The sequence below is a fragment of the Bacillus rhizoplanae genome (assembly GCF_917563915.1).
GTDB lineage: Bacteria > Bacillota > Bacilli > Bacillales > Bacillaceae_G > Bacillus_A > Bacillus_A rhizoplanae.
The window spans coordinates 289,993-310,596 of record NZ_CAKJTI010000003.1 but is presented as its reverse complement, the minus strand read 5'-3'; the positions used below and the strand labels follow the sequence as shown (position 1 = coordinate 310,596).

18 protein-coding genes are annotated in these 20,604 nt (G+C 35.2%); all 18 read right to left on the bottom strand.

Annotation, left to right across the window (positions count from 1 at the left end):
- Positions 1 to 14: 14 nt before the first annotated feature.
- The 18 genes from LRP84_RS05480 to LRP84_RS05395 all read right to left on the bottom strand — a co-directional run bounded on the left by LRP84_RS05480 (position 15) and on the right by LRP84_RS05395 (position 20,525).
- Positions 15 to 1,160: an ABC transporter permease gene (locus LRP84_RS05480; protein WP_230574144.1), complete on the bottom strand. Its 1,146-nt coding sequence runs from the start codon at positions 1,158 to 1,160 to the stop codon at positions 15 to 17.
- Between the two features lies 1 nt (position 1,161).
- On the bottom strand, positions 1,162 to 2,271 hold the full coding sequence (locus LRP84_RS05475) for an ABC transporter permease (RefSeq protein ID WP_230574143.1): 1,110 nt from the start codon (positions 2,269 to 2,271) through the stop codon (positions 1,162 to 1,164).
- Between the two features lie 37 nt (positions 2,272 to 2,308).
- Positions 2,309 to 3,244 carry an ABC transporter ATP-binding protein gene (locus LRP84_RS05470; protein ID WP_230574142.1) on the bottom strand — a complete coding sequence of 312 codons (936 nt, stop codon included), beginning with the start codon at positions 3,242 to 3,244 and terminating at the stop codon, positions 2,309 to 2,311.
- A 133-nt stretch (positions 3,245 to 3,377) separates the two neighbouring features.
- On the bottom strand, positions 3,378 to 4,481 hold the full coding sequence (locus LRP84_RS05465; RefSeq protein WP_230574141.1) for a sensor histidine kinase: 1,104 nt from the start codon (positions 4,479 to 4,481) through the stop codon (positions 3,378 to 3,380).
- A gap of 4 nt (positions 4,482 to 4,485) precedes the next feature.
- Positions 4,486 to 5,124 (bottom strand): response regulator transcription factor, encoded by a 639-nt coding sequence (locus LRP84_RS05460; protein ID WP_230574169.1) that lies wholly within the window; start codon positions 5,122 to 5,124, stop codon positions 4,486 to 4,488.
- A 196-nt stretch (positions 5,125 to 5,320) separates the two neighbouring features.
- Positions 5,321 to 6,208 carry a Vgb family protein gene (locus tag LRP84_RS05455; RefSeq protein ID WP_230574140.1) on the bottom strand — a complete coding sequence of 296 codons (888 nt, stop codon included), beginning with the start codon at positions 6,206 to 6,208 and terminating at the stop codon, positions 5,321 to 5,323.
- 265 nt (positions 6,209 to 6,473) lie between these two features.
- Complete coding sequence (locus tag LRP84_RS05450; RefSeq protein ID WP_230574139.1) at positions 6,474 to 7,721, bottom strand: DUF445 domain-containing protein; 1,248 nt, start codon at positions 7,719 to 7,721, stop codon at positions 6,474 to 6,476.
- Between the two features lie 253 nt (positions 7,722 to 7,974).
- Complete coding sequence (locus LRP84_RS05445; RefSeq protein WP_230574138.1) at positions 7,975 to 8,403, bottom strand: DUF3995 domain-containing protein; 429 nt, start codon at positions 8,401 to 8,403, stop codon at positions 7,975 to 7,977.
- 377 nt (positions 8,404 to 8,780) lie between these two features.
- On the bottom strand, positions 8,781 to 9,974 hold the full coding sequence (gene bcbE, locus LRP84_RS05440) for a bacillibactin exporter BcbE (RefSeq protein WP_230574137.1): 1,194 nt from the start codon (positions 9,972 to 9,974) through the stop codon (positions 8,781 to 8,783).
- Between the two features lie 470 nt (positions 9,975 to 10,444).
- Complete coding sequence (locus LRP84_RS05435) at positions 10,445 to 11,773, bottom strand: MATE family efflux transporter (RefSeq protein ID WP_230574168.1); 1,329 nt, start codon at positions 11,771 to 11,773, stop codon at positions 10,445 to 10,447.
- A gap of 63 nt (positions 11,774 to 11,836) precedes the next feature.
- Positions 11,837 to 12,193 carry a GIY-YIG nuclease family protein gene (locus tag LRP84_RS05430; RefSeq protein ID WP_230574136.1) on the bottom strand — a complete coding sequence of 119 codons (357 nt, stop codon included), beginning with the start codon at positions 12,191 to 12,193 and terminating at the stop codon, positions 11,837 to 11,839.
- A gap of 35 nt (positions 12,194 to 12,228) precedes the next feature.
- The gene (locus LRP84_RS05425; protein ID WP_230574135.1) at positions 12,229 to 12,993 is read right to left on the bottom strand and encodes a DUF2087 domain-containing protein; all 765 of its coding nucleotides are present in this window, start codon (positions 12,991 to 12,993) and stop codon (positions 12,229 to 12,231) included.
- 438 nt (positions 12,994 to 13,431) lie between these two features.
- A complete protein-coding gene (gene fumC / locus LRP84_RS05420) occupies positions 13,432 to 14,820 on the bottom strand; it encodes a class II fumarate hydratase (protein WP_230574134.1) in 1,389 nt (462 codons plus the stop codon).
- Between the two features lie 214 nt (positions 14,821 to 15,034).
- On the bottom strand, positions 15,035 to 16,438 hold the full coding sequence (gene nhaC, locus LRP84_RS05415) for a Na+/H+ antiporter NhaC (protein WP_230574133.1): 1,404 nt from the start codon (positions 16,436 to 16,438) through the stop codon (positions 15,035 to 15,037).
- A gap of 263 nt (positions 16,439 to 16,701) precedes the next feature.
- Positions 16,702 to 17,523, bottom strand: coding sequence for an ABC transporter ATP-binding protein (locus tag LRP84_RS05410; RefSeq protein WP_230574132.1), 822 nt, complete (start codon positions 17,521 to 17,523; stop codon positions 16,702 to 16,704).
- A gap of 20 nt (positions 17,524 to 17,543) precedes the next feature.
- Positions 17,544 to 18,521 (bottom strand): FecCD family ABC transporter permease, encoded by a 978-nt coding sequence (locus tag LRP84_RS05405; protein WP_230574131.1) that lies wholly within the window; start codon positions 18,519 to 18,521, stop codon positions 17,544 to 17,546.
- On the bottom strand, positions 18,518 to 19,549 hold the full coding sequence (locus LRP84_RS05400) for a FecCD family ABC transporter permease (protein WP_230574130.1): 1,032 nt from the start codon (positions 19,547 to 19,549) through the stop codon (positions 18,518 to 18,520). Before LRP84_RS05400 ends, LRP84_RS05405 begins: the two co-directional genes overlap by 4 nt.
- A gap of 13 nt (positions 19,550 to 19,562) precedes the next feature.
- Positions 19,563 to 20,525, bottom strand: a complete 963-nt coding sequence (locus tag LRP84_RS05395; protein WP_230574129.1) for an ABC transporter substrate-binding protein — start codon at positions 20,523 to 20,525, stop codon at positions 19,563 to 19,565.
- Positions 20,526 to 20,604 lie beyond the last annotated feature (79 nt).

The window sequence follows — 20,604 nt, the reverse complement described above, 5'->3', positions numbered from 1 at the left end:
TTTTGTATCTTTAATTAAATAAAATTCCTTGCATCGTTATTACGCCCAAACTTATAAATTGCGATTAGGAAAAAGGCAATGGCAAAGGCAAATAAAATTAAAATGTTTAAATATAAATCTGCGAACTGTGTCCCTTGCTGTAATTTCGTGATTGTGTCTAATAGCCAACGCTGCGGAAGAAATTCAGCAATTTTTTGCACAGATGCTGGCATAATTTCAAATGGAAAGAAGCATCCGGCAAGCAAACATGTTGGTGTAATAATAATATTTTGCATTGCATTCGCAGAAGTTGAGTTTTTCGCAAAAGATACAATCGCTAATGATAAACCAATTGCGACTAAACCAAACAACATCAGTACTCCAATCATAACAATTAAAGGCATATTTATATCAATATGAAATACATTGGTCATAAATAATACTGTTACAACAATTTGCACGATCAAAATAAGCATATTAACAGCAACATTAGATAAAATATATTTCTTCCCATCTATCGGTGTTGATAATAACCTGAAATACGTTCTGTTCTCTTTTTCTTTCAAAATTAATTCTGAGAAATTCACTGCTGAAAAAAGCATAAACATAATGAGATAACCAACTGTTTGATTCGTCATATCTTTATTTTTTGAAGTGTCCTTAAGCGTCTCGGCTGTTAACTTAAATGAATTTTTTTGATAATCTGCATACATTTTCTCGAACATATTTTGATCATTTTGTGCTACTTTACTAATTGCCGTTATATTATCAATATAATTATACAAATACGATTTTATAAATTCTGTTACTTGAGCACCTTTAATTGAGGAAATTTGAATGTGACTCGGTTTACCATTGCGAACACTTTCTGAAAAACCTGAATCTAACGTAATCACTCCATCCAGCTTTTTCGAGGCAAGCTTCTCCTCTATTTCCGATGCTTGAATTTTACTCACTTTTACATGATTTAATCCTTCTATAAATTTCACTGTATCATTTGCTATATAATGATTTTCATTATTTACAACCCCAATGTTTAATGTCCCTTGTCCTGCATTTCCATACATTAGAAACGCAATGAGTGATCCCGCTATTGGCAATCCAATAATAATAAGTAACCCTTTTTTATTTTTCAAAAGTACAGATAATGTTTTTTGTATGAGCCATAAAATATCTTTCATATTATAGCCCCTCCCGTCTACGTAATGCGATAATCGCAATCAATAAAAACAATGCTGAAATTCCAAGATTTAAAGAAATTACCGGAAGTGCTGCCCCTAAATCATTCGCATAAATAATTTTCATAATCGCTGTATTTGCCCATGTTAATGGCGACATATTTGTAAGCATATTTTCTTCGACCACAAAATATGCTCCTCCAAAAATAGAGGCCAATTGTACAACAACCATAATAACCGCTTTAGCTGCCTCACCTGTTTTCGTAATATATCCTATCCCTAGTCCAAAGCTAATCGCGAGTAATACTTCTGTCAGTAAAATAAGAAAAACTACTCCAAGATGGTCACCCCAATTTGCCTTATACACAAACTTACTAAAGAAAATAACAAGAAGAAGACAAAGCCCATTTGCTACAAGACTACCAAGTATTTTCCCTATGAAAATCTCCGCTTTACTAACAGGTGCCGCGATTAAACGATCTCCCGTTCTTCGTAATCGCTCTCCACGAATGAGATAACTCGCTCCCATCGCTCCGTACAAGGCAATCATTGTCGTCATCACAATTGCATAGTAATCCATAGAACTTGGTTTTTTAGCAGCTTGTAAAGATCTTTCTTTTATATAATCATCATGATTTCCACTCGAAATAACTGTACTAACTTTCCCAGGATCTACTTTCGCAACTTCTACTGCTACGTTGTACTTATCGACAAATGTAGTAAGCATTCCCTCAACAATACTTCCTTCAATACTATTCCGATCACTCTCATATAACTTCACGCCATCTTGATTCATTTCTACATAGCCAGCATATTTATTTTGTTTCACTTCTTCTTTTCCATCTACATCGGTTGAAGCTTTTTTAAAGTGAATTCCCGATTTACCTGTTTCTTTTATAAATGCTTCAAAGGACTGTGAAAACTTACTATCGGCTTCATCTTTATATAATACCTGTATATTGTTAATAGAAAGACTGTCACTATTAAATGCATTTGTTAAAGCTGTTCCCAAGACTAGCATAAGCACAATTGGGAATGCTAACATAAAAACTAATGTTCTTATATCTCGAAAATCTCTTTTAATTTGCATGAAAGCAATATTGAAGATGTTCAAGCGATGAACCTCCTTTTTCTATTCACTCTTAATCTTGTTAGTCTCGTAATTTTCTCCCCGTTAACGTCAGAAACACTGTTTCTAAGTTGGGTGCCTGTTCTTCTACTGATCGTATTTCTATATCATGACTAATAAAATATTGAATAATTTTATTTAAATTGTTCACTCCTGTATCGGAATTCACTTTAATTACGTTTTCTTCTATTTGAACAGCTTTAACCCCGCTAATTTCTTTTAGTTGGTTCACATCCATATTTTCAAGTGATTTTACTTCAATCCAAATATCTTTCGTATCAGTAATGATAGCTTTTAACTGTTCTTTCGTTCCTTCCGCAATAATCTTCCCGTGATCAACAATCGCAATCTTCGTACAAATCTCTTCTACTTCCTCCATATAGTGACTTGTATAAATGATTGTGCTACCCATTTCGTTTAATTTTCGTACAGACTGGAGAATGTAGTTTCTTGACTGTGGATCAATCCCTACTGTCGGCTCATCCATAATAATTAATTTCGGATGATGCGCAATCGCACAAGCAATGTTAAGTCTTCGCTTCATTCCACCAGAGAAATTTTTCGGATAGCTTTTATGTTTATCACTGAGGCCTACAAACTGGAGCGCTTCTTCTACTCTCGCTTTCAGTTCAGCTCCTCGTAACCCATATAATCCTGCAAAGAATTTTACATTTTCATAGGCGGTTAACTCCTCGTAAATCGCTAAGTCTTGCGGCACAATACCGATGTTCATTTTTGCAAATCGGCTATGCTTCTTACTATTTTTTCCTAATATATTAATCTCACCTTCGTTACTTCTTAGCAATCCAGCAATCATATTAATTGTTGTACTTTTACCAGCACCATTTGAACCTAAAAATCCAAATATCTCTCCCTCTTTAATCGCTAAAGACATATTATCTACTGCGATGAAATCACCAAATTTTTTCGTTAAGTTTTTTATTTCCAATGCGTTCATCATTTCACCCCTATTTCGGTTTCTCTGCTGTTATTATAAACAAAAAGAATGAACCTGCTCAGTGCAGAAGTTCATTCTTTTCACATGAGAATATTCACTTTTTTCCTGTGAGATCATTCATCTTATCTATTCCTTACTGTATCGGTAATAACATTGTTACTGAAAAACCATTTGTACCATCTACAATAATCGTTCCGTTAATAGATGCGGTACGTTCTTCCATGCCAATAATGCCAAGTCCTTTTTTTACTTGAGGTACACCTTTTCCGTTATCTTTCACTTGCACCTTCACAACAGTATTGAGAACATGTATATCGATTGAAATAACAGTTGCCTCCGCATATTTCATAGCATTCGTTAACGTTTCCGTTACATTTTCTCCAATGATTTTCCATTGAATTGGAGAAATAGCATCCAAATTCCCTTTATATAAAAATGAAATTTTCGTATCATGTTTCGCTGCAAATTCGTCTATGAATAATTTCATACGATGAATACCGATTTGCTCAGTTGGTGGTTTCATGTTCTTTAACGTAATTCTAATACTTTCAATTCCATCTTTGGAAATATGAATAGCATTTTGAAGAAGCTCCGCCGCTTTCTCCTTATCGATATCCATCAATCTTTTTGCCGCTTCCATTTGAATTAACGCACCGGTCATAGAATGACCAATTTTATCATGAATTTCTTGTGATAATCGATTTCGTTCTTCTAACTTAAATGTGTATTCAGATTGTCTGATGTATTCTTTATTTTCATTCAAGTTTTTTGTGAGCCTTTGCATATCTTTTCGCATGATGTCATTTTGCGTCTCAAATTTCAACAACCTTTCCGTATATAGCCTTGCCATTGTGAAAATAACAAAATTAAATACAGCAATTAAACCGTATGTCATACGTAAATCTTCCTCAACAAACACAATCGGAAGAAGCACAATGAAAAAAATCAGCCATTTTTCATTTATGTAATAAGAAATAAATTCATATAAATTCAGAGGTAACAATAAAAGTAATAACGGATGAATCTGTCCATATGAAACAATTGCAATGACAATCGATGTAAATATAACCACTTTCTTCGCTGCATCTTTTTTCAAAATATAAATCGTAACATTTATACAAAGATACAGAAGTAAAGCAAATACAATCCATGGTAGATTCGTAACGTTGGAATGGATATAACTGAACACAATATATAGAAAAACTATGAGCTTACTAATAATGATCCAAAATTCCATATTTCTAATCCACTGTTCCTGTTAAATAGTAAATTGCGATTTGCGTACGATGCTCAAGCCCCGTTTTACTAAGAATAGAGGTAATATAGTTCGCAATCGTCCCTTCTGATATAAAAAGCTGTTTTGAAATCTCTTTATTCGAAAAACCTTTAGCAATAAGAGCAATAATACTAAGTTCTCTTTCTGTGAAAAGATTCTTATCTATTTTCGGTTCTTCTTCTTTATTTTCTTGTAAGTTTGATTTAATTTTATCGAGGACTACATCTTGAATCACAGTATGTCCGTGATAAACACTTTTTATCGCATCTCGGATTCGTTCTGGATCATTATTTTTTAATAAATAACCTTTTGCTCCATTTTTCACTGCATCTAAAATATATTCGTCATCATCAAATGTAGTTAAAATGAGCGGCTTCGTTTTTGTTTGTTCACAAATTAATTTCGTTGCTTCCACGCCGTTCATATTCGGCATACGTACATCTAAAAGTGCAATATCCACATCATATTTTTTGCAATACTCTAGCGCTTCTTGACCATCATTTACCGTTACTAACACTTCAAATTCCGCGTATGTACTTAAAATGATCTTCATGCCTTCTCTAATAAAGGAATTATCATCAGCTATTATCACTTTTATTTTCATAGTTGTTAGTATAGGTGTTACCTTACTAACATTCACATCCTTTCAATATACACATTGCATCATTTCATAAGTAACATTTTTTATTTTCTCTCCTACTCTACAGTTACAGAAAAAGTTTCTTTCTTATCCTATTAAATTCACATTTGTGGTACCCTTATTACTGAAATATTAATAGTTCATTTAGAATTACACAGTTTTATAAACAAATTAACTGTCCGATCTGATTACATTCTTCTGCAAACCATATTGCTCCATCTGGTCCTAGTACAATCCCATGTGGTTCAGAGTTTTCCTTAGGAATTTGATATTCCGTAATTTCTCCATTCACCGTAATTCGTCCAATCTGATTGCTTGCCCACTCTGTAAACCAAAGTACTCCATCCATCCCTGCAACAATAGCATGTGGTCGGGCATTTAAAGTTGGGATAGGATACTCGCTAATTTTTCCCGATGTAGTAATTCTTCCTATTTTATTTCCGTTTATTTCTACAAACCATAGCGCTCCATCAGGTCCATTTGTAATGCCTACTGGAGCAGAATTCATTGTAGGTATAGAGTATTCGACAATTTGACCAGATGTAGTAATTTTCCCTATTTTATTACTTTTGTTCTCCGTAAACCAAAGTGCCCCGTCTGGTCCTGATACGATAAATGACGGATAAGATTCCAAATTAGGTAATGTATACTCGGTAATCTCGCCTAACAATGAAATTCTTCCTATCTTATTACCTGTTAGTTCCGTAAACCATATTGCTCCATCAGGTCCTTCCGTTATTCCATAAGGAGCTGATTTTGTAGTAGGTAGCATATATTCAGTAATCTCACCTTGCGTTGTAATCTTTCCAATCTTATCGGTCTTGTATTCTGTAAACCATAAATCCCCATTCGTATCAGATGCTATGCATGAAAGCCCAGCATCTGATGTAGGAACGAAGAATTCCTGTATTTCACCGGTTACAGTCATTCTTCCTATTCTATTACCCTTATGTTCCGTAAACCAAAGAGCTCTATCAACACCGACCGTAATTCCATATGGACCTGATTCAACCATAGGAAGACGATATTCATTAAATCTTACTTGCATTGTACGAAAACCTCCTTTTTGTTGATACATGTACTTATCATATGAAAACAAATATGTAAGTATTTCCGTGAATATAATTCATATACCTTCATTACTTAGAAGAAAAAACTATAAAAAAATTGCACTCAATAAAACATTGAAGACAAAACGCCATAAAAAAACCTTTCACTGCTACATTTCAAGCTGTGAAAGGTTTTAATTCCTATCTTTTATATGTAGGAATATGATATATATTTTTCCTTATCACTATTCAAGTTGTTTTTTATTATATAACCGCTTTTAAGCTTTCCAAAACCAATCCAATCATAAATCCACAAACAGCGCCATTTACACGAATCCACTGCAAATCTTTTCCTACATTATTTTCAATCATCTCAATAAGTGTTTTATCATCTAATTTATCTAAATTTTCCTGTACAAGTTTTCCGATTTTAGAATGATTGCTTTCAACTAATTTTACAATTTGTTTTTGTAACCAATCTTCCATACGCTGAACTGTTGCTGCATCTTCTTTCATTTTATTCATTTGTGTTGTCAGAAACGGCAGAAGATATTTGTCCGTAAACTCATCTTTTTGAATAAAATCTACAAATTTTTGCTTTGCTTGCTCAAGAAATTCTGTTATCTTCTCAGCTGCCTCCCAATTCACAATCCAATTTTCTTTCCAATTCTCCAGTTCTTTTAATACCGCTTCATTCTCCTTAGTATGTAGGATTTCGTAGCGAATTTTCATCAATAGAGCTTGTCTCGTGCTATTATCAACGTTTTGCAAACTACTAATATTATTAATAATAAACTTTTGCAGAATGCTGCCAACTTTTTCTTCATCGACAATACTCATAAAGGATTTAAGCGTAAACTGTAAGAAACCGTCTACTTTTATATTTTCCAGCGCCTTCATACCTAAACTACCAAGTTGATAGCGTGCTGCATCTTGCGCTGTCCATTCTTTCGCTTTGACTAACAGATAATCTAACGCCTTTTCATCATATTGTTGCGTAACTATTTGATCGACAAGTACTTGAAGAATATTACCTACGTTAATTGTATGTAAATACCTTTTTAATTCTTTTTCCAAAACAATAGCTAACTGTTTTGTATTCAATTGCAGAATCGCCTTTTCAGCAATTGTAACAATCCCTTTCTTTAACGCATCGGAATGCAGCTCTCTTTCCGCAATATGTAATACCGTTGCAGCCAACTTCATTTCTTTTATTTTATCGGTAATACTTTCTTTCGTAAGCCAATCATTCTCCAGTGTGGAAACGAGCCCTTTTGTAATCCGTTTTCTATTTTTTGGCAATAGAGCCGTATGCGGAATTGGTATCCCCATCGGATGGCGAAACAGTGCCGTAACTGCAAACCAATCCGCGAGTCCCCCTACTAAACCAGCTTCAAATCCACCTTGTATAATATTCCCTACTATCGTTCCTTGAAACGGGATTGTTGCAACAAAACCAACTCCCATTACTCCAAGTGAAATTCCTGCTAAATATTTTGACTGTAGTGACATTGTATTCCCACATCCTCTTATTATGTAAAGTAAACCTCTCAATTTGTAAATTCATTGAATCATTTAGACCTTTATGTATAGACCCCAAATTTTCTTCAACAAAAGCATATATATATACTATAATAAACCACGTCGAAAATAACAAAGAAATGCATAACAAAAACGAGAGGATTATACGCCCCTCGTTTTACAACTTCATGAAATTGTTAGCAATTCAGCAATCCCTTATTGATGAAAGGTTTCCTTTCGCATACTACTGACTATAAACCGCTACGAAAAAAGAAAGTGCAATATACAAACAAAGCGGACTGTATAACCACGTATCATACACTGAAAATTTTGTTCCCTTTACCTTTTTAAAGATTCCGACATACTTTCTATCACCAACTGCACGTAAAAAGAAAATTCCCGCTAGAATCATACATCCCCATTTTGTGTAACGACTCGCATTCCAAAAAGACAAATATCCACTTTGAGCTAATAGCATCATAGCAAAACATAAAATGGCAAGTGCCACTAGAAAAGTCCCTGTTTTGTGTGGAATAAAAGCATATTCTCCGCTATCTTTTTTCATCGGAAGAACAACCTTACTTCCCCAAGTTCCACCACATGCCCAATACATATGAATAAGGCTGATGAATGCAAGGATACCAGCGTCTACAATGATTAAAAATGATATCATTATATATTCCCCCCTACTTGCATCATTCTTTCTCCTCCATAATTTCTCTAACTTCTAGTAACTTACCTCCTATTTCTTTTGTTCAATGTGTACAAGTGTCAAATTTATCCCGCACTAACGGGCAGTAAGACCCCCACCTCAAGATTCAGAGAAAGCGAAGAAGCTAGGTGGGGGATAACTGCCTGTAAGAGCCCGATTGGTTCAACTAACCATCAGTGGGGGATGAAGAGCCCCCACTGATGGAAGTTTCACTTTATATTTGTACCCTTTAATCAGTAGCATATGTACTAAAAAAAGGAAGCATAACTTTACGTAAATTGAAGGTTTATGCTTCCTTCTTTATTACGAAAGAGTAATCTTTAAAATTTGTATTTTTATTAGGCTTTTTTTGGTTTAATGCATAGTAAAGATAATAAAGCTCCTATAAATGCTAAAAAAATTGACAGATAAAATATATAATTATCCGGCCCTTTCATTAATACTGCAAACAACGGAGGGCCTGCGGCTACTCCTACAAATCGCATTGAGCTATAAAGAGATGTAATCGATCCTCTCTGTTCCTTCTGGATTCCTTCTGTTATTAGAGCGTCTAAGCTAGGAAGAGCAACACCAATCCCAATTCCACTAATTACAAGACTTATTATAATCATGTAAATATTTTTGAGAAATATTGGAGTTATTAATGTTATTCCTAATAAGAAAAAACCAATACATATACACCACTTCATTATTACTTTCTTATCTCCAATCTTTTTTCCTGTTATATAAGAAGTAAGAGAAAGTGAAGCTAACGGAATAGCTAATACAAAGCCTTTCCAAACGCCCTCTAAGTGATATCGCTTTTCTAAAATTGAAGATAAATAAAAAAGGATACCAAACAGAATAAACATAATAATACCTCCAAGTAAAAAAATAGGAAAAAGCCAACGACCTTTCTCGCATAAAATCAACTTTACATTTTGAAGAAAAATACGTAATGGAGGAGCTTCTTGTTTTTGTTTAGGCGGCTTCACAAAAAAGAAAATTAAAATGATGGATATTATACACAAAACCGGAATGAACCAAAAAGGAAGAAACCAAACAAACGAAGCTAGTAAAGATCCTAAAATTGGACTTAAAACCTTACCTAAAGTATTCGATGTCTCGACTAGACCTAGGCCACTGCTCACTTGTTTTTCATCTTGAAACATATCGCCTACACAAGGAATCACAACAGGCATTGCCCCAGCTGAGCCAATTCCTTGAATTATCCTCCCTATTAAAATCCATATATAAGGATTTTCAAGCTTCCATGATACCCAACCTGTAATAGCTCCTCCTATAGCCGCTATAAATAAACTAGGTATAATTACTTTCTTTCTTCCCCACTTATCAGATAAATAACCCGCTATAGGAATTAAAATAATAGCGACAACAGAATAAACGGTAATGATAAGAGAAGCTTGAAAGTCATTAATATTTAATTTCTTTTCAATTACTGGAAGTACAGGGATTAACATGGAGTTTCCAAGCGTCATAACTAAAGGAACAGATGAAAGGGCCCATAAGCTCCATTTTTCTTTTCTATCCATATCTACAAATCTTCACCTCTTAATGAATATATTTCAAAAATATAATTTTTATTTTTTAGCAATAAATTTACTATTCCCAATACCTATATTTATGTTGCATGAAAGCATTAAGTAATTTATTAAAGCTGTTCGGGGTTATACTTTTTTTAGCAAGTCCACTTAATAAGAGAGAAAATGTAAAAGGAGTTTACTCTTATAGGAAGCAAATTAAATCAAGGATCAAAAAGCAGTTTAGACAATAACATGATTGTTTAGTTAATCTTATTTGTTTCGTATGAAAATTCCCCCAAGTTTATTTGGATTGACTATTTTACTATAATTTTATAAATCACAGTACTTTATCTAGAATCCTATGAAAAAATCCCCTCCAGATAAGTAATCTAGAAGAGATCTTTTGTTCACATATTTATTTTTGTATCTTATTTCTATTAGTGCTCCATTTGTTTAACAAGAAAAATGATACCAAATCTTTAGCTAATAAGACGCGTAATTCGCTTCTTCTTCCACGACAACCTATAATATCCGTATTGTAAAAGCAAGCTCGCAATAAACGCAGCTGGATATCCAATCCATATACCTTTTATTCCAAGGCTCGTATGATACGATAGGAAATAGGCTACCGGAACTTCTACAAGCCAAATCGATACAACCGCAAAAATAGTCGGCCACAATACAGTTCCGCTCGCTCGCATTGTTGCACCAATAATTTGCGCATGACCGAAAATTAAGTAACTCCATAACGTAATCATAATGAGACTATGTGCAATATCAATCGTACTCTGACTCGTTAAAAACAGCGCTAAAATTTCTTTTGAGAACAAATAAATAAGAGATACTAATACTCCTCCGATTACATAGTTCATTACAATTCCTGCTCGGATTACTTTTTGCAGGCGATCAAATCGATTAGCTCCAATGGACTGAGCTGCAAATATAGAAACGGTAATCCCAAGACTCACAGCTGGCATCTGTACATAACTTGCCACTTGGTTCACTACTCCGTATGCCGCAGTTGCATCTGATCCAAAGCGATTTACAAATGAAATAACCGCAATCTCAGATAATGAAACTAGTATCATATTAATACTTGCTGGAATACCAAGACGTAATAATAATTTTAACAAGTCCCAATCCATACGAAGATACTTTCGAACTGTTGCATCAAATTGCAATGGATGTTTCGTTTTTCTTAAATAAACTAACAGAATAATAAATGTAACAATTGTTGATATAACAGAAGCATATGCTGCGCCGTACACACCAAGTTTCGGCAGGCCTAACCAACCAAAAATAAGAATAGGTAATAATGCCATATTTAGTCCTGTACTAACAATTAAAAAATAAAATGGTGTTTTAGAGTCCCCTGTACCACGCATAAAAGTCGTATAAGCAAAATATAAAAACAGAATTGGCATAGAAATAAATAAAATTCGTGCATAATGAACACTCATGTTAATTATGTTTTCTGGCGTACCAACAAGGCGCATAATATCCATCGCAAACATACTACCCACTACCGCTAAAATCGCTCCAAGAACAAACGTAAATGTCAACGTTGTACCAACAATCGCCTTTAAACGTTCTTCATTCCGAGCTCCATAAGCCTGACCGATTAAAATCGAGCTACCAGAACCAATACCAATTACAAATGAAATAAGTAGAAAAAACAACGGGAAGAAGGCCGAAATAGCAGCTAAGTCATTAATGCCAAGCCAACGCCCCACTACTACCATACCAAACAACTGTCCAAGCGACTGCAATACATTACTTAACAGTAAAGGAATGAGAAACATAGACATAGAACGCCATATCGGTTTACTTTCTGTTCCTTCTTCAATTTTTTTCAAATTTCATAACCCCTTTTATCGAGATGTTTCGCGGTTATATCCACGCTCTCCATATGGCTGCAATTCCTCTAACCATTTCTCTTCTAATTTTTTCAATTCTTCTTTTGCGTTAAAATATCCAGTCTCTTTCTTTTTCAACACTTCTAATATTTCAAACTCAAAAGCATCTGCCCCGTATTCCTTCCAATCATCTTGCAATGCCTTATTCATATGAGTACCCATATTAAGTAAAAGTCGTCTTCCACTCATTGTTTTCAAATTCATCGTTCTCTCAACATACACTTTTTCATTTTTTGTATTTTTAATACAGTAAACCCCAGCCTCTATTTCTGTTTCTTTGTACAGCTGTTTTAATTCTTCTCTTCTATTCAATTTCCTTTCTCCTTTCATGTTATCTGCATTTTTTTCTATAATTTCACCCAGTACTGACTTCCATCAGGTGTTCTATCTAGAAAGCCATATTCAATCAAATATCTTCTTAACGTGACATAGTCAGAATACACATTTTCTAAAATCTCATTAACTTCTTTTTCTGTATACTTTTGATTACTATCAAACTTTTTCACTAAATGTTTCAAAATAATTAGCTTTCGCTTTTGTTTCTTCGGAAATTTAGAAAGTGGTCCATCTAATCCTTCTGTAAAATGTAACTTCAAAATTTCTTCATTCTCATCTTCCGTAATATTATATCTTTGGTCGACCATTGTAGCTGTTCTATGAATTGGCAAGAATGTAGGCTGATTCGATACCTTTTCTTCTGACAACTCCATCAACGCAAGAAACACTTTTGCTTGCTTCATCTTCTCTCTTAATGTAAAACGATGATTCCGAATTGTTGATGTGCTTCCACCGTCCATTTCTTTTACAATTTCTTTATCGTTTAAGCCCATATGAAAGAACTGTACCATCTTCTTCTGTAAATCTGTTAAACCTGTTAGCTTCTTATCCAAACCTAATAAATAATCAAACATAGAAGTATGTTCGTTTGCGATGTGAAGCTGTGCAAACTTCTCCGCTTCATAAAAAACGTTTTGCTCTTGATAAATCACACCTTTCACAAATCTTTCTCCGCACGCTAAACAAATGTATTCTTCAGTTTCCTTCTCAAATACATATCCTTTTTTCAATTCTTCTACTGAGGCATTCCAAAACCATTCCGAAATATCATTCACACTAAACAATCCCCCAAAAAGTTTATTCTAAAAACAAGCAAATTATGATTTAGTTTACTCCATCATATTATCATAACAAAAATAAACTTTTCAATACATTGTTTACCTATTTTCAAACAAAAACAAATAATGTTTACTATTTCACTAAACATTCTTATTATCAGTTACAGAGTAAATTTATTTTTTAAGTATGTAAATACAAGACAAAGAAGTGTAACAGATATGATAATTATTATTTACATCTCTTAGTCCACATACAATAACGTTTGCGATTCATAAACGTTACATGTATTCCTAAATAAAGTAAAACTTCCATCAGTGGGGGATAACTGCTCGTTAATGCAGGATAAACGAATGCCAATTTTTTTTACGTATACATACAAAAAACAACAAATAGGATTCTCAAGTGAGAATCCTACTTGTTATAAAACATTTCATTTATTCCATTGGCTCAATCATTTTCTTTGGATCTACAATTTCATCGAATTGTTCCTCTGTTAATAATCCTGATTGTAATGCCGCTTCCTTTAATGTTAACCCTTCTTTATGTGCATGCTTGGCAATTTTTGCTGCATTTTCATAACCGATATGTGGGTTTAAGGCTGTTACAAGCATCAAAGAGTTATTTAAATGTTGTCCGATCACTTCTTCGTTTGCTTCAATACCTACTGCACAATTATCGTTAAATGCAACAATTGCATCTGCTAATAATCTAGCTGATTGCAAAAAGTTATATGCAATAACCGGCTTAAAGACGTTTAATTCGAAATTCCCTTGACTTGCCGCAAATCCAATTGTTGCATCATTTCCCATTACTTGCGCTGCAACCATCGTTAAAGCTTCACTTTGCGTTGGATTTACTTTCCCTGGCATAATCGAACTTCCTGGCTCGTTTGCTGGAATAATAATTTCGCCAAGACCACCGCGCGGACCACTTGCAAGCCAGCGTACATCGTTTGCAATTTTCATTAAATCAGCAGCTAACGCTTTTAGGGCACCGTGCGTATAGACAACTTCATCATGACTTGTTAGCGCATGAAATTTATTTGGTGCTGATACAAATTGTTTTCCTGTAAAGTTACTAATTTCTTCCGCGGCCATGTCACCGAATTTTGGATGGGCATTAATTCCTGTTCCAACCGCAGTACCACCGATTGCGAGTTCTTTCATATATGTACTGCTTTCTATAATCATACGCTCTGTCTTTTCAAGCATACGATGCCAGCCACTCACTTCTTGTCCTAACGTTAATGGCGTTGCATCCTGCAAATGAGTACGACCAATTTTAATAATATGCGAAAATGCAGTTACTTTTTCTTTTAACGTTTCCTTTAATTTAGCTATTGCTGGTAATACTTGTTCTTCTACTGCAATAACACACGCAACATGAAGTGCTGTGGGGAACGTATCATTTGAACTTTGAGACATGTTTACATCGTCGTTTGGATGAATATGTACATCCAGCCCTTTTTCTTTTAAAATTTGATTCCCGCGGTTTGCGATCACTTCATTCACATTCATGTTAGACTGTGTACCACTTCCTGTCTGCCAAACAACAAGCGGAAAATGTTCGTCCCATTTTCCAGATAAAATTTCATCAACCGCCTCTACAATCACAGCTGCTTTTTCGTCTGCCAGTTTTCCTAACTTCTGATTACTAATCGCTGCACTCTTCTTTAAAATCGCAAATGCTCGAACAATTTCAAGCGGCATATGCTCTGTACCAATCGGAAAGTTTTCTTTACTGCGCTGCGTTTGTGCTGCCCATAATTTATCAGCTGGAACTTTTATTTCTCCTAATGTATCTCTTTCAATTCTGTACTTCATTTTTTCATCCCCTTAAATTGAACTACCTTCTTTTTCATTTTACTAAAAATACTAATAAATGATAAATATTTCCATTAATAATGAGAGTCATTTATTACTTTCTATAGATTCTATTAAATGATGATTTTTATAATATAAATTACTACACAAATATAATAGCCCATTAAAACAAAAAATCATCCCCCGCTATAAGCAAAAGGATGATTTTTTCATACTATGATACTTGCTTGCTTTTCTCCACATCATCTACATACCAAATAAATTTACCTGTATATCCGTAAATAACAGCAATCGCTAACGATACAAAGCTCAGCCACATAAACGGAAGGTAAGATAACGTCGAAACGCCTAGAATACCAGCCATAAAAATACCGTTATCAGACCATGGAACCATCCCCGACGTTAGTGTTCCGCCAACCTCTGAGTTGCGCGCTAAAATGCGGCGATCTAATTTTAATTTATCATAACTTTCTTCCATAATTTTTGGCGTTAAAATTAGTGATACATACATTGCACAGCCAAATACGTTTGCTAAAAAAGCAACGATTAAAGTCGAAAGTGTTACATTACCTGCTGAGGTTAATTTTTTCTCAAACTTAGATACAATAACTTTTAAAACACCAAGCTTTTCTAATAGGCCACCAAAACCAAGTCCAAAAATAATAACGGCAACTGAGCCGAGCATTCCTTCAATTCCACCACGATTTAATAACTTATCAATGAAATCGATTCCAGAATCAATAGAAAAACCTTTATAAGCTGTGCCAATCGCTTCTCCAAAAGGCATACCTTGGAACAAAGCTGCCCAAATGGCACCAAGAAGTGCTCCCATTGCAATTGTAGGCATAGATGGACGTTTCATCGCCAAAAGTATAATTACAATTACTGCTGGAACGAGCATCCATATGTGAATATCAAACTGCTTTAGTAAAGATGACTTTAGAAAATCTACTTTTTCTAAATCTACATTCTTACCGCCATATATCCATCCTGCAACCGTAAACATAATACCCGTAATAATATAAGCTGGAATATCTAAATACAACATCGCACGGACATGCGCAATAACATCTACTTTCGCCATAGAAGCTGCAAGTACTGTGCTGTCAGATAATGGTGATAATTTATCTCCGAAATATGCACCGGACAGAACTGCACCTGCTACAAGAGGAAGTGGTAATCCAAGTCCTTCTCCAATTGCCATCATTGCAATACCAGCTGTACCTACCGTCCCCCAAGAAGTACCTGTTGCAATAGATGTAATAGAACAAATAATTAATGTTGCTAATAGAAAGATACTCGGATGAATAAATTCTAAACCATAATAAATTAATGTTGGTACAACGCCGCCAGCAATCCACGTTCCAATAAGTGCGCCAACCGATACTAAAATTAAAATCGCTTCAAGACCATTGGAAATTCCTTTCGTAATCGCATCTTGTAATTCTTGATAACGAAACCCAAGCCTTAATCCAAGCGCAATGACAAGAAACCATGAAATAAATAACGCCAGCTGAATTGGTAAATCAAAAATTGTCTGAAATGAAAAGACAACACCTAAAAACAACAGCAAAAGAATGATGATTTCTATCATCGATGGTAATCTTACACTTTTCAAATTTCTTCTCTCCTCACAAACAACAATACGAATATTCGCATAATTTCGATTTGTTTTTTTAGTATAATAAATATAACGACTGTTTTATTGTAAAAGCACATCATGTATTTCGCAATGCCTATTCGAAAAAAGGCATTATTTTTCTTCTTTAGTTTTTATATAAAATGAAACTTCCATCGGTGAGGGTCTTACTGTCCGCGAATAGCCGGATAAAAATAACTTCCGTAATAAAAAACTGTTGAGAAACAATTCTCAACAGTTTTTCACCCAACAATTCTTTCTTCCTGCTTTTCTTTTTTCTCTGAAAGTAAAGCATACGGCGTACACATATACGCCATGGCAACTGGATCATATACAACGCGCGCTTTCACACCAAACACTGTTTCAAACAATTCATCATTTAAAACATCCTTTGGCTCACCTTCCATTACTTTATCCCCATCTTTAATCGCAACAATGTGATCCGCATACTTGGCCGCGTGATTTAAATCATGTACAACCATCACAACAGTTCGATTTTCTTCTTCATTTAATTTTTTCAGTAACTCTAGTACTTCTAGCTGATGAGCCATGTCTAAATATGTTGTCGGTTCATCTAATAACAATAACTCTGTATCTTGCGCAAGTGCCATTGCAATCCAAACGCGCTGACGCTGCCCACCTGACAGTTCATCTAATGTACGTTCTGTAAATTGATTCATACCAGTTACTTCAAGTGCCCAATTTACCATTTCATGATCTTTCTCTGTTCGTTTTCCAAGTAATCGCTGATGCGGATAACGCCCATGCCAAACAAGTCCTTCTACCGTTAATCCTTCGGGAGCCGTCGGGGATTGCGGTAAGATGGCTAATTTCTTTGATACTTCTTTTGTTGGTATCGTATGAATTGCTTTGCCATCTAAGTATACATGTCCCTTAGTTGGCTGCAGCAACCGCGCTAACGATTTTAAAATCGTTGACTTTCCACATCCATTTCGACCGACAAGTGCCGTAATTTTCCCTTCTGGTATATGTAAATCAAGATGATTAATAATTGTTTGATCTCCGTACGTAAGCTCCAAGTGTTCCGTATATAAACTTGTCATCTTGTTCACTCCTTTTTTATTTATGTTGTTTTTCTAATTACCAATAAATATATAAAATACGGCGCTCCAATTAATGCGGTAATAATGCCAGCTGGTATTTCAATTGGCGGAATAATAATTCTCCCTACCATATCTGCCCCGGTAACAAGCAATGCACCGAGCAATGCAGACACCGGCAAAAATAATCTACTGTCTGAGCCAACAAGTAAACGCGCTGCATGCGGAATAACAAGCCCTACAAAACCAATTGTACCTGCTACCGCTACTGAGCTTGCTGCTAAAGCAACTGCTACACCGATAAGTACAAGACGAACAACATCAATACGCATTCCTAAACCCTTTACAGTTTCTTCATTTAATAATAAAAGATTAATTTGTTTATAACTCATAAATGTAATCACCGCACCAATCAAGGTCCATGGCCATAGCATTTCAACATGTTGCCAAGACCTCGCATATAAACTTCCCTTTAACCATACGAGAGCTTGTGAGGAGTCAAGTGCAAATTTCACAATAATAAATGTAATGAGCGCATGTAAGCCCGCAGAAATTGCAACGCCGCATAGTGCAAGACGCTCTGGCTTCACTCCTCCTTTTTGATACGATAAAGCGTATACTAATAAACTCGCAAGCATTGCTCCGACAAATGCAGCAATAGGCAGCATAATTGGCGGTACATTTGGAAACATAAGCAACATAATAACAGCTGCTAATCCTCCGCCAGCAGAAATCCCAATAATGTCAGGTGCAGCAAGTGGATTACGTGTAACACTTTGTAAAATGGCCCCTGATAATGCCATATTAATTCCAACTAAAATCGCTATAACAAGACGCGGTAAACGATATTTTACTACAACACCTTGTCCTGTCATCATTCCTTCTATAATATCAGCAATTGGTGTTGGCACAGCTCCAAGCCGTAAACTAAGCAGAGCAACTGCAATTAGCAATATAAGGCCTACTATCATAACAATTGTAAATCGACCAAACTTCTTCATTTGACAGCACCTCGCTTTCTTCTCATTAAATAGATGAAGAACGGTGTGCCTAAGAGTGCGGTTATAACACCCACAGGTGTATCCGCTGGATAAGAAACCCACTGCGCTGCAAAATCCGCTATGACAAGAAGGTTTGCACCGAGCAATGCTGAAAATGGTAAAATAACTCGATAATCTTGACCGACTAGTTTTCTTGCAACATGCGGAACTATGAGTCCAATAAACCCAATTGGCCCCGCTACCGCAACCGCACTACCGACAAGAAGAACAATTAAAAGCGCAAATACTCGCCGAATACGAAGAACGTTTATGCCAAGCCCACGTGCTGTCTCTTCACCTAGAGACAAAATGTTCAATTGATTTGCTAGAAAAAAAGTAATGATTGTAACAGGAAGTGCCGATACTAACATCATTTTTACATCTAACCAACTTGCTCCTGATAATTTCCCAGCCATCCAATATAAAATTTCTGTTAGTTTCGTTTCGTATAACAAAATCGCTCCTGTTGTTAATGATCCAAGAAATAAACTCACTGCAATACCGGCAAGAACAAGACGTGAAGGTGTATATTCACCGCGAAACGCTAATGAATAAATGACACTTCCGCCTACTGCTGCTCCAAGAAAAGCTGCTAGTAAAATAACGAAAGATGCCTCCTTCTCTCCAAACACTAAAAGGGCAATCACAACAAAGCAAGAAGCTCCTTGGTTTACTCCCATAATTTCCGGATCAGATAAAGGATTTCGTGTAATTCCTTGTAATAGACATCCCGCTACGGCTAACGCTGCTCCTAGTAGAGCTCCTAGTAGTACACGCGGCACACGTACTTGCCAAACAGTATAGTAAATTAAGTTTTTTGTATCTATTGCAAATACTTCTGATATGTTATGAAATGATAATCCTTTTACACGAAATAATGCGGAGAGGGCTCCAAACATTACTAATAGTAGAAAAAAGAAGATAAATTGCAAAGTAGAAGAAGCATACGGGTTTAATGCCCGTCTGCTTCTAGTTTGTGTATGATACAAAGTCTCCAACTCCTTATTTAGAAGACTGACCTGTTAATGCCGGAATCGCCTCATCTAAAATTTTATCTGCTGCAATTGGTCCGCGTCCGCGAGCCCAAAGATTACGATCAACGTCAACTACATGCTTTTCTTTCACTGCTTTTAAGTTATTATATAGTGGATTATTTTTAAACTTCTCTACATTCTCTCCATATAAGAAAATATAGTCAGGATTAATTTCATTTAGACGTTCCATCGTAATTTTTGCAATTTCTGCCTTACCCTCTGTTTTTGCTTTTTCTCCTTCATATGCATATGTAACGCCAATGTCTGTCATTAAAGTACCAATAAAGGAATCTTTAATCCATACAGAAAACTCATCATCAAAAGCTCCGATTACAAGTACTGTTGGATTTCCTTTTACTTTCTCTTTTGCTTTTGAAATTTTATTATCTAAGTCTGTTTTAACCTTTTTCGCTTCTTCTTCTTTTCCAACTGCTTTTGCAATCGTATCCATATTTTTCATTACTTCTTCATAACTGTTATCATCAAATGCAATTGTTGGCGCTATATCTTGTAATTCTTTTTGAATCATATTGTGGCGATCCTTACTTGCAATAATTAAGTCTGGATTCACGGATGAAACAACTTCCAAGTTCGGTGCTTTTCGCTCCCCAACATCTGTCACTTTTGATACTTTATCTTGTAAATACTCTGGTATTTTTGTTGTTCCTACCCCAGCATTCCCAACTGGTGTAACGCCTAAAGCCGTTAATGTATCAATAAATGAAAAATCAAGAGTTACTATATTTTTCGGTGTTTCCTTTAACTCTGTTTCTCCCCACTCATGTTTAACTTTCACTGAGCTTGCTTGTTTCGTTGCTTCCGCTTTATCTTCTTTCTTTGCTGTTTCTTTTGCTCCTCCACTGCAGCCGGCAAGTGCTCCCACCATTAATGACATAGCTACAAGTAAAGTGCTAAGTTTTTTCCCCTTCATTATGTAGTCCCCCATTTAAACAGTATTGATAATCATTTTCATTTAATATAATAACATAATTTTAAGAATTGTCTACCAT